14 protein-coding genes are annotated in these 13,817 nt (G+C 44.4%); 1 reads left to right on the top strand and 13 read right to left on the bottom strand.

Annotation, left to right across the window (positions count from 1 at the left end):
- Positions 1 to 21: 21 nt before the first annotated feature.
- The 9 genes from rplI to ABTQ23_RS12540 all read right to left on the bottom strand — a co-directional run bounded on the left by rplI (position 22) and on the right by ABTQ23_RS12540 (position 7,847).
- Positions 22 to 471 (bottom strand): 50S ribosomal protein L9, encoded by a 450-nt coding sequence (rplI, locus tag ABTQ23_RS12580; RefSeq protein WP_408616089.1) that lies wholly within the window; start codon positions 469 to 471, stop codon positions 22 to 24.
- A gap of 42 nt (positions 472 to 513) precedes the next feature.
- Positions 514 to 741, bottom strand: coding sequence for a 30S ribosomal protein S18 (rpsR, locus tag ABTQ23_RS12575; protein WP_408616088.1), 228 nt, complete (start codon positions 739 to 741; stop codon positions 514 to 516).
- Between the two features lie 10 nt (positions 742 to 751).
- On the bottom strand, positions 752 to 1,057 hold the full coding sequence (gene priB / locus ABTQ23_RS12570) for a primosomal replication protein N (protein ID WP_408616087.1): 306 nt from the start codon (positions 1,055 to 1,057) through the stop codon (positions 752 to 754).
- A gap of 8 nt (positions 1,058 to 1,065) precedes the next feature.
- A complete protein-coding gene (gene rpsF, locus ABTQ23_RS12565) occupies positions 1,066 to 1,482 on the bottom strand; it encodes a 30S ribosomal protein S6 (RefSeq protein ID WP_408616086.1) in 417 nt (138 codons plus the stop codon).
- 453 nt (positions 1,483 to 1,935) lie between these two features.
- The gene (rlmB, locus tag ABTQ23_RS12560; protein WP_408616085.1) at positions 1,936 to 2,676 is read right to left on the bottom strand and encodes a 23S rRNA (guanosine(2251)-2'-O)-methyltransferase RlmB; all 741 of its coding nucleotides are present in this window, start codon (positions 2,674 to 2,676) and stop codon (positions 1,936 to 1,938) included.
- A 3-nt stretch (positions 2,677 to 2,679) separates the two neighbouring features.
- Positions 2,680 to 5,040, bottom strand: coding sequence for a ribonuclease R (gene rnr / locus ABTQ23_RS12555; RefSeq protein ID WP_408616084.1), 2,361 nt, complete (start codon positions 5,038 to 5,040; stop codon positions 2,680 to 2,682).
- A gap of 115 nt (positions 5,041 to 5,155) precedes the next feature.
- Positions 5,156 to 5,881 (bottom strand): tetratricopeptide repeat protein, encoded by a 726-nt coding sequence (locus tag ABTQ23_RS12550; protein WP_408616083.1) that lies wholly within the window; start codon positions 5,879 to 5,881, stop codon positions 5,156 to 5,158.
- Positions 5,882 to 5,986: 105 nt separating this feature from the next.
- On the bottom strand, positions 5,987 to 6,913 hold the full coding sequence (gene mdh, locus ABTQ23_RS12545; protein WP_408616082.1) for a malate dehydrogenase: 927 nt from the start codon (positions 6,911 to 6,913) through the stop codon (positions 5,987 to 5,989).
- Positions 6,914 to 7,061: 148 nt separating this feature from the next.
- Entirely contained in the window at positions 7,062 to 7,847 is a 786-nt protein-coding gene (locus tag ABTQ23_RS12540) for a transporter substrate-binding domain-containing protein (RefSeq protein WP_408616166.1), read from the bottom strand.
- Between the two features lie 207 nt (positions 7,848 to 8,054).
- Here ABTQ23_RS12540 and argR point away from each other — a divergent pair, with 207 nt between their 5' ends.
- The gene (gene argR, locus ABTQ23_RS12535; RefSeq protein ID WP_408616081.1) at positions 8,055 to 8,549 is read left to right on the top strand and encodes a transcriptional regulator ArgR; all 495 of its coding nucleotides are present in this window, start codon (positions 8,055 to 8,057) and stop codon (positions 8,547 to 8,549) included.
- Positions 8,550 to 8,640: 91 nt separating this feature from the next.
- Here the strand turns inward: argR and glnK are convergent, their stop codons facing one another.
- The 4 genes from glnK to ABTQ23_RS12515 all read right to left on the bottom strand — a co-directional run bounded on the left by glnK (position 8,641) and on the right by ABTQ23_RS12515 (position 13,789).
- Positions 8,641 to 8,979 (bottom strand): P-II family nitrogen regulator, encoded by a 339-nt coding sequence (gene glnK, locus ABTQ23_RS12530; protein WP_408616080.1) that lies wholly within the window; start codon positions 8,977 to 8,979, stop codon positions 8,641 to 8,643.
- A 228-nt stretch (positions 8,980 to 9,207) separates the two neighbouring features.
- Complete coding sequence (locus ABTQ23_RS12525; RefSeq protein WP_408616079.1) at positions 9,208 to 9,540, bottom strand: YacL family protein; 333 nt, start codon at positions 9,538 to 9,540, stop codon at positions 9,208 to 9,210.
- A gap of 111 nt (positions 9,541 to 9,651) precedes the next feature.
- Positions 9,652 to 12,249, bottom strand: a complete 2,598-nt coding sequence (gene acnB / locus ABTQ23_RS12520; RefSeq protein ID WP_408616078.1) for a bifunctional aconitate hydratase 2/2-methylisocitrate dehydratase — start codon at positions 12,247 to 12,249, stop codon at positions 9,652 to 9,654.
- A gap of 370 nt (positions 12,250 to 12,619) precedes the next feature.
- Positions 12,620 to 13,789, bottom strand: coding sequence for a dienelactone hydrolase family protein (locus ABTQ23_RS12515; protein ID WP_408616165.1), 1,170 nt, complete (start codon positions 13,787 to 13,789; stop codon positions 12,620 to 12,622).
- Positions 13,790 to 13,817: the final 28 nt, after the last annotated feature.

Here is a 13,817-nt window from a genome sequence, read left to right as displayed (position 1 = left end):
CTTTTAAAGTAGACTCGATGCTTATTCAGCTTCAACAACGATTTTAACAGTTGCTGTCACATCAGCATGAACCTGAACGTCGATATCGTATTCGCCAGTGTTACGCAGAACACCGTTAGGCAGACGAACTTCAGATTTAGCTACTTCAACACCGGCAGCTGTGATTGCATCAGCAATATCACGAGTACCGATAGAACCGAACAGTTTACCTTCATCACCAGCTTTAGAAGTGATAGTTACCTGTTCTAAGGCAGTTAACTGCTGGCCACGAGCTTCTGCTTTAGCCAGAGTTTCAGCCAGGTGTTGTTCGTATTCAGCACGACGTGCTTCAAAATGTTCCAGGTTAGCTTTAGTTGCAGGAACAGCTTTACCTTGTGGGAACAAATAGTTACGAGCATAACCAGGTTTTACAGACACTTTATCGCCCAGGCTACCCAGGTGACCAATTTTGTCTAAAAGAATAATATCCATTACCTTTCCTCGAAAGTTATGTAATTGAGTTAGGCCAATGCCTTACTTGTGTAAGTCAGTGTAAGGCAGCAGAGCCAGGTAACGAGCACGTTTGATAGCACGTGCCAGTTGGCGCTGATATTTAGCGCTAGTACCAGTAATACGACTAGGTACAATTTTACCACTTTCAGTGATGTAGTTTTTTAAAGTAGCGATATCTTTATAATCGATTTCAACTACGCCTTCAGCCGAAAAACGGCAGAATTTACGACGACGGAAAAAGCGTGCCATAAGTTTATCCTCAAGATAACAATTCTATGTGTTGGGCATGCAGAACCAGCTTTGATTCACCGTTTCTAGAGCGTTGGGTTTGTAAAAAACCGCTAACGCGCACTGTGCACCCCATTTCTAACGGGAGTAATTGCTTGCTAAATTGCTCGCCGCTTGCCACAACTGCGATAAAGCATTGGGCTGAGCGAAGTAATCCAGCTTCGGTTTGTTGGGAACGGTGGCTTAGCCAAAATTGGCAATGCTCAATGCCGCTCGGACTCTTACGATAACGTGGGGCTTTAGTAAGCGAGCCAACAATTACCAAAGAGTTTTCCACAACCGTTATTACTCAGCTGCTTCGCTCTGCTCTTCATTCTCTTCAGAATCATCTGATTGAGAACGTGAAGCATCATCGCGATGGTCACGACGAGCTGGGCGATCTTCTCTTGCTTTAGCAATTGGAGATGCTTCAGTTTCAGCGTGTTTTTTACGCATGATCATGTTACGGATAACGGCATCGTTGAAACGAAATGCGCTTTCCAACTCTTCAACTACTTCTGCAGTCGCTTCGATGTTCAACAGAACATAGTGTGCTTTGTGCAGTTTTTCAATTGGGTAAGCCAGTTGACGACGACCCCAATCTTCCAAGCGGTGAATAATACCGTTTTGGCCTTCAATAATGCCTTTATAACGGTCGATCATACCTGGAACTTGTTCGCTCTGATCCGGATGGACCATGAATACGATTTCGTAATGACGCATGATTGCTCCTTACGGGTTACAGCCTCTCTCTGCGTACAGTCAAACGCGTGGAGGCAAGGAACTAATATGAAGTAACTGTTTTGAGGGCGAAGATTTTACACAATTGCCGCTTTATGTGCAATCGATTATTGGCAAATATCAACCGCTGTGGAGGGATATCATAAAACGAAAAATTTTAAGCCCGTTAATATCTCATGATCACATCTAATCAATAACACCGAGACAGTTATCCTCGAATGTTTTTAGGCTCTTTGGGACGGATTAATTATTGGTGGTTTTTGGCTTTGAAATGCCCCATCCCTGCACCACAAAGCTTGCCAGGCATTATCGGTGCAATTGGTGTATTTCTAGAGGCAATATTATTAGGGGCTATTATATTGCTTCGATTAATAAAGATTCACTCATAAACGAGTTTTGATAGCGAGCAAAAAAATGGCTCGCTATCAACAACGTTTAGCCGCGGCGCTGACGCACAGCCTCAAACAAACAGATACCTGCCGCAACAGAGACATTAAGGCTCGATACACTGCCAGCCATGGGCAACTTAACCAGTTCATCGCAAGTATCGCGAGTTAGACGGCGCATGCCTTTGCCTTCAGCTCCCATCACCAGCGCCAAAGCGCCATTAAGTTTGCAATCATAGATTAACTGCTGCGCTTCGCCAGCGGTGCCAACAACCCAAACGCCCTCTTTTTGCAACTGCTTAAGCGTACGAGCGAGGTTAGTAACACTTACTAAAGGCACTGTTTCAGCAGCTCCTACCGCAACTTTTCGAACGGTTGCACTAAGCTGCGCTGATTTATCTTTAGGCACAATGACCGCGCATGCACCGGCTGCGTCAGCATTTCGCAAACACGCACCCAAATTATGAGGATCTGTTACTCCATCGAGAACCAAGAAAAGCGGGCTAGGATTTTCTTGAATCAGCGCTGACAAGTCATGCTCTGTATAATTCTTAGCTTCTTTAACGCGGGCAACCACACCTTGATGGTGCGGATCGCCTGCACGCTCATCAAGCGCTTTGCGATTCATTCGCTGGATGCTCAATCCCATCTTTTTAGATAACGATAAAATCTGTTGCATGCGCTCATCATCACGCCCTTGCAACAGGGCTAAATCGATCACTCGCTCAGGGTTGTGCTCTAAAATAGCCTGCACAGCATGCAGGCCGTATACATAATATGGACGGCTCATAATTTAAGACTTCGATGCACTTTTCAATTTGGCCCGTTCTTTTTTACCAGGCCGACTTTTACGTTTTTTCTTGCGTTTGGGTTTCGCTTCTACAGCTTTAGGCGGCGCCTTTTTCTTTTTCGATTTACTCGATTTAGGCTTATCCTGCGATATTTCCGCTTCAGCAATCGGAGCCTTTTTAGTGGCTTTACGACGAGTTTTACCCGATGCACCAGCATTGTCGCCTGAAGCTAACATCAAATCAATTTTACTATCATCCATATTGACACTGGCGACCTTCACTTGAAGAGAATCACCAATTCGATAACGGATACCACTTGCCCGGCCGACTAAGCTCTGGCGCGCATTATCGTATTCAAAGTAATCGCGCCCCAAATTACTGATATGCACCAATCCATCAATATGCAGCTCATCTAAACGGATGAACAGTCCAAAATTAGTCACCGCTGCGACTTTGCCGCTGCGAACTTCGCCAACATGATCAAGCATAAACTCACATTTGAGTTTATCGCTCACCGAACGCGTGGCTTCATCAGCGCGGCGCTCAGCCATTGAGCAATGTTCACCGAAGTTATCCATCTCTTCAATTTTATACAGATAACCGCCATTGGGCGTCCAACGATGTTTCGGATTTGCCTGCTCTTTGGCCAATAAATATTTAATGACTCGGTGCAGCAATAAGTCAGGATAACGACGAATCGGCGAAGTAAAATGCGCATAGCTTTTAAGCGCTAACCCAAAGTGTCCAATATTATCGGGCTGATAGACCGCTTGCATCATCGAGCGCAGCAACATCGTTTGAATCAGATCTTTATCTTCACGTTCAACAATTTGTTCCACCAGCGCAAAGTAATCTTTAGGCTCGGCTTCATCACCGCCAGTTAAGGTTAATCCCAGCTCATTTAGAAAACTTCTAAAGTTGTTAAGCCGTTCGGTGCTCGGTTTATCATGAACACGAAATAAAATCGGAGCTTTATGTTTTTCAACAAATTTTGCAGCTGCAACGTTCGCTTGAATCATGCACTCTTCGATCATCTTGTGTGCATCGTTGCGTTTGAGCGGCACAATCTGTTCGATTTTTCGCTGGGCATTGAAAATAAAGCGGACTTCTTCCGTTTCAAGCTCAATACCACCACGCTCAGAGCGCGCTTGTTTTAAAGCCAAATACAATCGATGTAATTGTCTTAGATGCGGCACTTGCGCCTGATAGCGCTCTTGAAGCAGTTCATCACCATCTAAAATTGCTGCGACTTTGTTATAGGTAAGCCGGGCATGAGAGTGCATCACCGCAGGGTAAAATTTATACCCAGACAATCGCCCTGCTTCAGAGATAGTCATCTCAGCAACTAAACAAGCCCGGTCAACATCAGGGTTCAGCGAGCACAAACCATTCGACAGTTTCTCAGGTAACATGGGGATCACCTGATCAGGGAAATAGACCGAAGTTCCGCGCTCAAACGCTTCATTATCCAAGCCGCTGCCATGGCGGACATAATAAGAGACATCAGCAATCGCGACCCATAAGCGCCAACCGCCGGACTTTTTACGCTCACAATAAACTGCATCATCAAAATCTCGGGCATCTTCGCCATCAATTGTGACCAACGGTAATTGGCGTAAATCGACTCGATTCTGATAGTCTTTTTCACTTAATTGCTCACCGATACCGGCCAGCTGTTTTGTTACATCATCGGGCCAAGAGTGCGGAATATCATAGTTGCGCAGCGCCACTTCGACTTCGATGCCAGGGTCCATCTGCTCGCCCAGAACTTCGATAATCTGAGCCCGAACAACCGGATCGCTTTTACTTCCCCGAATCAGCTTAGCCACAACGACCTGACCTTGGCGGGCTCCTAATGTGGCAGAGTCATCGACCCAAACATCAAAATTAAAACGGCTGTCATCAGGAACGATAAACGACCCTGATCGCTCTTTAAAAAAGCGTCCAACAATCTCTTGTTGACCCGGCTGCAGAACTCGCAAAACCCGAGCTTCTTGGCGTCCTTTTTTATCAACCGGTCCAGGTGCTGCTAAGACGCGATCACCATGCATCGCGCCGCCAAACTTATTGGCAGGAATAAACAGATCATTGCCTTTATCCGCGCAGCGTAAAAAGCCATAGCCATCACGGTGGCCGATGACATCCCCCACGACTAATCCAAGACGCTCTGGCAAGGTATATTCGCCTTTGCGTGTTGAAGCTATCAGCCCTTGCTGACATAACGATTTTAAGTGGGATTTTAAATCTGGTTCAGCCAGTGAAAACTGGTTACATAGAAATGTAGAAGAAACTGGAGCATCTTGCTGCTTGATAAAAGCGACTAATTCAGACGGGATATCGACATGATTGTCGTCGTTGGGCATAAATTCTAACCTTTTATAATCTCGCAAAAAATAGGCGAGCAATGAGAGTATGGTATAGCTAATCTGGCCCGGAGGCTAGTTTTGTAAAACTAAGCCTCGATTAGCAATGTTATTATTATGGTTCAGGTCGGCTGTCCTGCACTTGGGCAACCACACCTGGTGGCATTTTCTGAGCTAACGATAAAAGCAACATTGTGGCCTGTTTATGTTGTTTTTTATCGGCAATAATCGAATTATACAACCATTGATAAGCTTGTTTATAATCATACGGACTTCCGTAGCCTTGTACCAATAAATTTACGTACTCTAACTTGGCTTTTAAAAATCCTAAACTGGCTGATTCTCTGAGTAATTGGACCGCTCGCTCAGGATTAGCCTGAACCAACGTGCCATGCGCATAATAACGGCCGAGTTGTTCTAACGCGGCAGGCAATCCCTGTTGAGCGGCCTGCCACATATAATGAATCCCAAGTTTGGCATCGCGTGGCACACACACGCCCCACGCTAACATATCGCCCCATAAAAACTGATAAGCAGGCAATTCAAGCTTTTCAGCTCTAAGCTCAATATCTTGATTAAGCTGACAACGATCTGCTTTTACTCGCGCTAAATGCTGATTTTTATTGATGAGATCTAATAGCTCATCCTGAGAATAAATTTGCACAGCCTGCAACGGTTTGTATGGCGCATCATCTTGGGCGCTTTTAGGATCCGCAGGCTCTGGCGAATTAACCTCTGGGCCGCTCATATTAGGCAACGCACTGCTACCTGTTGTCGCAGCTAGACAGCTGAAGGAAACCAGCAAACCAACAAGACCGATTAGATTCACATGTAAACGCATGACAAACTCATGAAAATATTACCTAACGATTCTATCGGCCAAATATGACAAAACTATAGCCAGTTAGAACTTTAATTCTGACTGGCTTGTTTTGACTTGGTTAAATTAAAGCTGTTTGGCCTGTTCAATTTCCGATTTTAAAATTGGTAACATTTGGTCAAACTGTTGTTGTTCATAGTCACTAAGCGGGCCAATGGGCAGTATTTTTTCAATACCGTTGCGTCCAAGTAATACTGGCATCGCAAAAAAGCCTGCATACTGACCGCCATCATCCACATAGGCACACAACTGTAAATCAGCCTTGCCCAATAGTGCATCGACTAATTTCAAACAAAATGCACCTGCAGCTTGTCCCATTGATAGCGTCGCAGAACCACCACCAGCTTTAGCATCCACCACTTCAGTGCCAGCGTTACGAATCCGGTCGGTCAGTTTTTCAATTTCGCTATCTGAAAAATCAAGCCCTAACTGCGAGAGTAACGGCAAAATAGTCACCCCACTGTGGCCACCAATAACAGGGATGCGAAGTGGCGTTGGGTCAATTTTTTTGCACTGTCCAACAAACGTTTTAGCGCGAGTTACATCTAATGTAGTCACACCAAATAACTTGTCGCGATCATAAACGCCTTTAGCGCTTAATACTTCCTTAGCAACAGGAACCATTGAATTGACAGGATTAGTAATAATTCCAATACAGGCTTTTGGACAAACAGCCGCAATTTTCTCCATAATGCCTTTAATGATCTCGGCATTGATATGAAATAAATCCGCTCGATCCATCCCCGGTTTACGGGCCACACCGGCACTTATCATCACCACATCGGCATTCACCAACGCAGGCGTAGGGTCAGTGCCGCTAAAACCTATAATATCCACATCTGTTGGAATATGACTTAAATCGACAGCGACTCCTGGCGTCATCGGTGCAATGTCATAGAGTGCTAAATGACTATGTTTTGGAAGTCTGTTTTTCAGCATTAAAGATAATGCCTGACCGATACCGCCAGCGGCGCCCAGCACAGCAACTTTCATATTCATCGTCCCCTGTTAAATCCGTGCAGAAATTGCAAGGACTACAGAAACAATTAGCACAAAATTCCAAAAACCAACCACTATTTCAGGCAAATTGTTGTCAGGATCACGAGCGGATTTCAATAATCAGAGCATTCAATCAGAACAATTAATCACCCGTAGCGACATCAGCAGGACTATCTGCAAAATATTTGCGATAGATTTTTTTATACGTGCCATTTTTACGAATAATTGCAAGGGCATCATTAAGGCGTTGCTTTAAGTGAGAATTGTCTTTACTAATTGCAATAGCTAAGCCTGCACCGAAGTAATCTTTATTGGTAATGGGCTCAAGCATTGCGTAGTGAGGATGTGTTTTTAACCATAGAGCCGCAACAGCTTCATCAACAAAAACGCTATCGACCTTATTTTTAACCAGATCATTGAGTGCCATTTGATAGCTCGTATAAGGCACAACGACAGCCCCATGGCGGACGTATCGATCTAGAAGATATTGTTGTTCAGAGGTGCCATTTTGCACGGCAATCACTTTAGAAAAAAGCTGACTATACGAGTGGTATTGACCATCAGGGACGACAAACACCGCACCGTTTAATAAATAGGGTTGGCTAAAAGCCACCCGTTTTTCCCGTTTTGGCGTGATATCTATAGCTGAAATTGCTGCATCATAGCGCCCAAATTCAATGCTAGCCAATAAGCTATCAAAAGGTTGATCGGTAAAGACGCAGTGAGCTTTCATCTGCTCACACAGAGCCTTGGCTAAATCGATATCAAACCCAACAAAATGTTTCTCTGAATTGAGTGATTCAAATGGAGGATAAGAAGCTTCGGTTGCAAATTGAATAACATCGCTATTAGCTCTGGCCCCAAACGGGAGGAAAATCGTAAGCATGGCTAACGAGATTAGTATTTTAAACAACTGACGCTTGTACATCACAACCACAACTTAGACCCTATCAACTAAATTTAAATTTGGGATTTATATTATTTGGCAGACATCTTAACAAGCATCCCAATTCTGGCAAAGACGAAAGTAATTTTTGAATAATTGTTGAATGAATATGCAAATTTGCTGTATAAAGTTGAAATCAGAGGCTAACCCAGTAAACTTGAGCCGTAACCAGTTTTAAGAGTCGAACTCATGAAGACGAATTCAGACCGACAAGAATACCTCATTCAAGCATTTAAAGCTTTACTAAAAGAAGAGCGTTTTGGCTCTCAGGCAGAAATTGTGACGGCCCTACAAGAATTGGGGTTTGATAATATCAATCAATCGAAAGTTTCGCGTATGTTATCTAAATTTGGCGCCGTGCGCACACGCAATGCCAAAATGGAAATGGTTTACTGCCTTCCTGCTGAATTAGGTGTTCCAACCGCGACCAGCCCATTAAAAAATTTAGTGATGGAAATCGATCATAATGATGCCTTGATCGTTATTCAAACAAGCCCTGGAGCGGCACAACTAATAGCACGGCTACTTGATTCTCTGGGTAAAGCTGAAGGGATTTTAGGAACGATTGCCGGGGATGACACCATATTCATCACACCTACACAGGAAATGGATATAGGCCAATTACAAGATTCAATCAAAGAACTATTCGAACAAAGTTCAGCTCCCTTTGCGTTTAACAGCTAACAGCACTCGTAGCCACATCAGCACAGACCGCCTCTAAATTTAAGAGGCGGACTAGTGTCTGCCACGACACGAAGGGAGGGGGCAAAATTACTTAAATTGCTTCGTCGTCGACTTCCCCAGTACGAATACGTACGACGTGGGTCAGTTCATGAACAAAGATTTTACCATCACCAATTTTACCAGTATAAGCCGCACTAGTGATTGCTTCGATAATGCGATCAACGTCATCATCTTGAGCCGCAATTTCAAGTTTTACTTTAGGTAAAAAATCAACTTGATATTCCGCACCACGATAGAGCTCGGTATGGCCTTTCTGGCGTCCAAAGCCTTTTACTTCAGATACAGTTAATCCTTCAACACCCACTTCAGCGATGGCTTCACGGACGTCATCAAGTTTAAAAGGTTTTATAATTGCACTAACGAGTTTCATCTGACCTTCCTCCGAGTCAAATTCTTGTTGTAATCCTTGAGATAGCTAAACAACTCTCATGCCAACAATATAAATTTATTTAAAATCATATGGTTAAAATAGGATAATAGAATCCACCCCAAAATATGCATTATTTTAGTGCATTTTCCATTCCCAATTGCACCAAATTGGTTATTTTGTTTGAATAGCTCTCAAAAACGTAAAATAACTTATTGATCCTGTTTGTATTTAATTTAGGTAATCTAGCAGGTGAATATAATCATCATAGCCGCAGTGAGCTTCAACATCCAGTGCAACCAGAGAATCTCCATTATCATCGACAGGTTCCGCCTGCTCGCTACCATGGGCGTAAATAATTACCTCGTCAGCATCGATTTGAGCTGAAAACTCAATGCCACGTATGGTCATCGGCAATAATGCAACCATCCGGCTTTGGCGCAATTGTTGTTGAAAGCTTTGATCCTGCCAGCTTTGTTCTAACCACATTGCCAACGGACGATGTTCATCCCCACAATCAATGCTAAAAGAGCCGTCATCAAGATAAGTTAACTCAATATCCATGACTTTTTATCGCTGTTCAAAGCGCAGCACTTTATCGCGAGCGAGTCTTACTGGCAAGTAGCAAAAAAGCCAGCTTTGCAGCTGGCTTTTCATCCTATGGCAAACTTTTCGTTAAACTGCTTTTTGGATGATCACATCTTTGGCGATATTAGTGTATTCGCTAAGCTTATCGAAGTTAAGATAACGATACGTATCAGCCGCAGTCGTATTAATTTTTGCTGCATATTCAAGGTATTCATCAACACTTGGTAAATGCCCTAAAATAGCAGCAACAGAGGCAAGCTCTGCCGAAGCCAGATAGACGTTTGCACCATCACCTAAACGGTTTGGAAAGTTTCGAGTCGATGTGGAAACAACGGTTGAATTGCTAGCAACTCGAGCTTGGTTCCCCATACATAATGAACAACCTGGGATTTCAGTGCGTGCACCAACTCGGCCAAAAATGCCATAGTAACCTTCGGCAATCAGCTGTTTTTGATCCATTTTGGTGGGCGGCGCAACCCACAAACGAGTAGGCAATGCCCCCTGATAATTATCGAGCAATTTACCAGCGGCACGGAAGTGACCAATATTGGTCATGCAAGAACCGATAAAGACCTCATCAATATGCTCACCAGTGACTTCGCTCAATAAGCGTGCATCATCAGGATCGTTTGGCGCACATAAAATTGGCTCTTTGATTTGGTTAAGGTCGATTTCAACCACTTCAGCATATTCAGCATCACTGTCAGCTTCCATCAACTTAGGATCGGCAATGAATGCTTCCATCGCTTGGATCCGGCGCTCGATGGTGCGGCGATCGCCATAGCCTTCGGCAATCATCCATTTGAGCATCACAATATTGGAGTTGAGATATTCGATAATCGGCTCTTTATCAAGCTTAATGGTACAACCCGCAGCAGAGCGCTCAGCCGTTGCATCAGACAGCTCAAATGCCTGCTCAACTTTAAGTTTAGGCAGACCTTCAATCTCAATAATCCGGCCAGAAAAAGCGTTTTTCTTACCACGTTTTTCAACCGTTAATAACCCATCTTGAATAGCTTGATAAGGGATAGCATGCACCAGATCTCGCAGCGTAATGCCAGGTTGCATCTCACCTTTAAATCGAACCAAAATAGACTCAGGCATATCAAGAGGCATCACCCCAGTGGCAGCGGCAAAAGCCACTAAGCCAGAACCCGCCGGGAAAGAGATCCCAAGCGGAAAACGAGTATGTGAATCGCCCCCAGTACCGACAGTATCAGGCAGCAGCATTCGGTTCAGCCAAGAGTGAATAATCCCATCGCCCGGGCGAAGTGCAACCCCACCACGATTCATAATAAAATCAGGCAGTGTATGATGCGTTTCAACGTCCACAGGTTTTGGATACGCAGCAGTATGACAAAATGACTGCATCGTTAAATCAGCTGTAAAGCCCAAACATGCTAAATCTTTAAGCTCATCACGGGTCATTGGGCCAGTCGTATCTTGAGAGCCAACGGTCGTCATTTTCGGTTCGCAATATTGGTCCGGACGAACTCCAGCGACACCACACGCTTTACCCACGATTTTCTGAGCTAAAGTAAAGCCTTTGGTTGATGCCTTACTTGGTTTTGGCCTGCGGAACACATCAGACAGAGGCAAACCTAAGGACTCACGCGCGCGGTCAGTCAGACCTCGACCAATAATCAACGGAATACGACCACCTGCGCGTACTTCATCTAAAATAATATCGGTTTTGAGCTCAAAGCTTGCTAGCTGTTCATCACTATCATGAACGGTCACTTTGCCTTGATATGGATAGATATCAATAACATCGCCCGTATTGAGGTTCGCAACATCGAACTCAATTGGCAGCGCACCAGAATCTTCCATCGTATTGAAGAAAATAGGGGCAATCTTACCGCCAAAGACATAACCACCAGCGCGCTTATTTGGCACATTTGGAATATCTTCACCCATCAACCACAACACCGAGTTTGTCGCTGATTTTCGCGATGAACCAGTCCCAACCACATCGCCAACATAAGCAACCGGATGACCTTTGGCTTTGAGGGATTCAATCAGTTTAATCGGTCCAACTTTACCCGGTTCGTCTGGTTCAATACCATCACGCGGGTTTTTCAACATGGCTAATGCATGCAGTGGAATGTCCGGACGCGACCAAGCATCAGGCGCTGGAGATAGATCGTCGGTGTTCGTTTCACCCGAAACTTTAAAAACGCTCAGCGTGATTTTTTCTTCTAATTTTGGACGCTGCAAAAACCACTCAGCATCAGCCCAGCTTTGCATCACTTGTTTGGCGTAAACGTGCCCTGCTTTAGCTTTTTCTTCAACATCATAAAACGCATCAAACATCAGCAGCGTGTGCGATAGAGCTTTAGCGGCAATCGGAGCTAATTGCTCATCATCTAGCAGGCTAATCAGCGGCTCAATGTTATAGCCGCCCTGCATCGTGCCTAACAATTCAGTAGCCTTTTGCGAGGAAACTAAAGGTGAGCTTTCTTCACCCTTAGCCACGGCTGCTAAAAAACCAGCTTTTACATAAGCCGCTTCATCAACACCCGGTGGAATGCGGTTTTCTAGCAAGTCGAGCAGAAAATCTTCTTCACCCTTAATTGGTTTTTTTAATAGTTTAACTAGCTCAACAGTTTGTTCGGCAGACAGCGGTTTTGGGACAATCCCCAAAGCGGCTCGCTCCTTTACATGATCTCGATAAGTTTCTAACACGACTTGCTCCTTAATCGCTTCCATAGCATTTAATTATGGTCGTTAATGGCCCTGGCAATCAGATTATTTTTAACTTTGAATATTTAAGTATCTAACTGCGAGAAGGTCAATAGACATTGGAAAGATAGCCATCAGTAACATAAATTCAACAAGTTGTCGAATTATAGCCGCTGATGATATGGATATCGAGAGCAAAAAAGGTAAGTTAAAAGGCCACTTAACTGGCCTTTTAACCAGGGGCAATTGAGCTTTTTATGATTAGTTTTTAAGCCATCTGAGATGAATTTAGCCAAGCTAAACATTGTACCGTGATTGGCCACAAAGAACGTTTAACGCTGAATCAACCACCCTCAGATACAGCCCCTAATTATTAATGAATGACTTTTTCTGGATGTGTCCATTTTTTTAGCCAGTTATATGCAACCGTCTGTTCTTTTGCATAAAACACGTGTCCAAGATCAGGCCAGGTCCGCGTCGTTAAGTTGCTACCAGCATTTTGGCTGTTCCAGATCTTATGCAGTTTTGCATAGGCATCTTTAACAGCCGCTTCAGGAAAGAGATGATCTTTACCACCATTAAAAATTAGCATTGGTTTAGGCGCATAGATTGCTGCTTCATCAGGAATATCCATCCATTTAGCAAGCCCTGGGTGCAACATATAAAAAGAGCTTTGCCCACGAAGAACGTTATTTCCTGGCACCATCAACCCTTGATAGGTTCCCATCCATGAATCAACAACGGTCGCCACCGCTTGTGGCCGAAGTGCAGCAAGTTGCCAAGCACGATATGCTCCCATCGAGAACCCAACAATTGCGACTCGTTTCGAGTCCACTTCAGGGCGCGAGCGTAAAAAGTCAAAAGCGCGCATATCTTCGTATGCCATATTCCCCGCCAGCGATCGCCCTAAATTAAACATGTTGCTCGCTAGCGCCTGTTGCTGCTCATAGTTCATTGGGCCGCGATCGCCCCAACCTAGCGCATCAACGCATAAAACAACATAGCCGCGTTTGGCCATCGCATCCCCGACAAACTGTCCGGTAAAGTATTTTTTAGACCATGCCACCGCGGAAGCTAGCTTTTTCTCATCTCCCCAAGGCTTGATCATCTTCTCTTTGCCGATATCAAATTTGGCACCGTGATCATGCAACAAAATTGCAGCGGCATGTTTGCCTTTGGTTTTCGGTACCAGCATCAACCCTAGGACACGGCTTTCATCCGTTAGATTAAAGGCAATTTTATATCCCCAGTAACTGCCTCGGTCGACTTTATCTATGATTTTTGCATCAAACGCACGATGAGAATCTGGCGTAAGCAGGGAGGCTCGCAGTTTTTTACGAGCAACCACTTTCCACTTGGCAAAACTTTTATAATTGCCGCTCAAGTAGGACATTGGATAAGTTAACTGCGCTTTGAGCGCCGGATAAAAGCTCGGGAGCATCCCTTTGGTTAACGCTTCGGTCTGATAATCACTACTAGCGGCGCTTGCGCATCCCAGCCAGCTAACACAGCAAGCGGCCAAAGTTAATTGTTTCCACTTCATCATAATCCCTCAAATTATTAAAACAGTG

It is taken from the genome of Celerinatantimonas sediminis, from assembly GCF_046054195.1.
Classification (GTDB): domain Bacteria; phylum Pseudomonadota; class Gammaproteobacteria; order Enterobacterales; family Celerinatantimonadaceae; genus Celerinatantimonas.
The sequence above is the reverse complement of the archived record's forward strand: the minus strand, read 5'-3'. Positions and strand labels throughout refer to the sequence as shown.

What these genes read in the sequence shown, in the direction of transcription:
- rplI (WP_408616089.1), bottom strand. Translation starts at nt 471, where the DNA reads ATGGATATTATTCTTTTAGACAAAATTGGTCACCTGGGTAGCCTGGGC.
- rpsR (WP_408616088.1), bottom strand. Translation starts at nt 741, where the DNA reads ATGGCACGCTTTTTCCGTCGTCGTAAATTCTGCCGTTTTTCGGCTGAA.
- rpsF (WP_408616086.1), bottom strand. Translation starts at nt 1,482, where the DNA reads ATGCGTCATTACGAAATCGTATTCATGGTCCATCCGGATCAGAGCGAA.
- rlmB (WP_408616085.1), bottom strand. Translation starts at nt 2,676, where the DNA reads ATGAGCCGTCCATATTATGTATACGGCCTGCATGCTGTGCAGGCTATT.
- rnr (WP_408616084.1), bottom strand. Translation starts at nt 5,040, where the DNA reads ATGCCCAACGACGACAATCATGTCGATATCCCGTCTGAATTAGTCGCT.
- ABTQ23_RS12550 (WP_408616083.1), bottom strand. Translation starts at nt 5,881, where the DNA reads ATGCGTTTACATGTGAATCTAATCGGTCTTGTTGGTTTGCTGGTTTCC.
- mdh (WP_408616082.1), bottom strand. Translation starts at nt 6,913, where the DNA reads ATGAAAGTTGCTGTGCTGGGCGCCGCTGGCGGTATCGGTCAGGCATTA.
- ABTQ23_RS12540 (WP_408616166.1), bottom strand. Translation starts at nt 7,847, where the DNA reads ATGTACAAGCGTCAGTTGTTTAAAATACTAATCTCGTTAGCCATGCTT.
- argR (WP_408616081.1), top strand. Translation starts at nt 8,055, where the DNA reads ATGAAGACGAATTCAGACCGACAAGAATACCTCATTCAAGCATTTAAA.
- glnK (WP_408616080.1), bottom strand. Translation starts at nt 8,979, where the DNA reads ATGAAACTCGTTAGTGCAATTATAAAACCTTTTAAACTTGATGACGTC.
- ABTQ23_RS12525 (WP_408616079.1), bottom strand. Translation starts at nt 9,540, where the DNA reads ATGGATATTGAGTTAACTTATCTTGATGACGGCTCTTTTAGCATTGAT.
- ABTQ23_RS12515 (WP_408616165.1), bottom strand. Translation starts at nt 13,789, where the DNA reads ATGAAGTGGAAACAATTAACTTTGGCCGCTTGCTGTGTTAGCTGGCTG.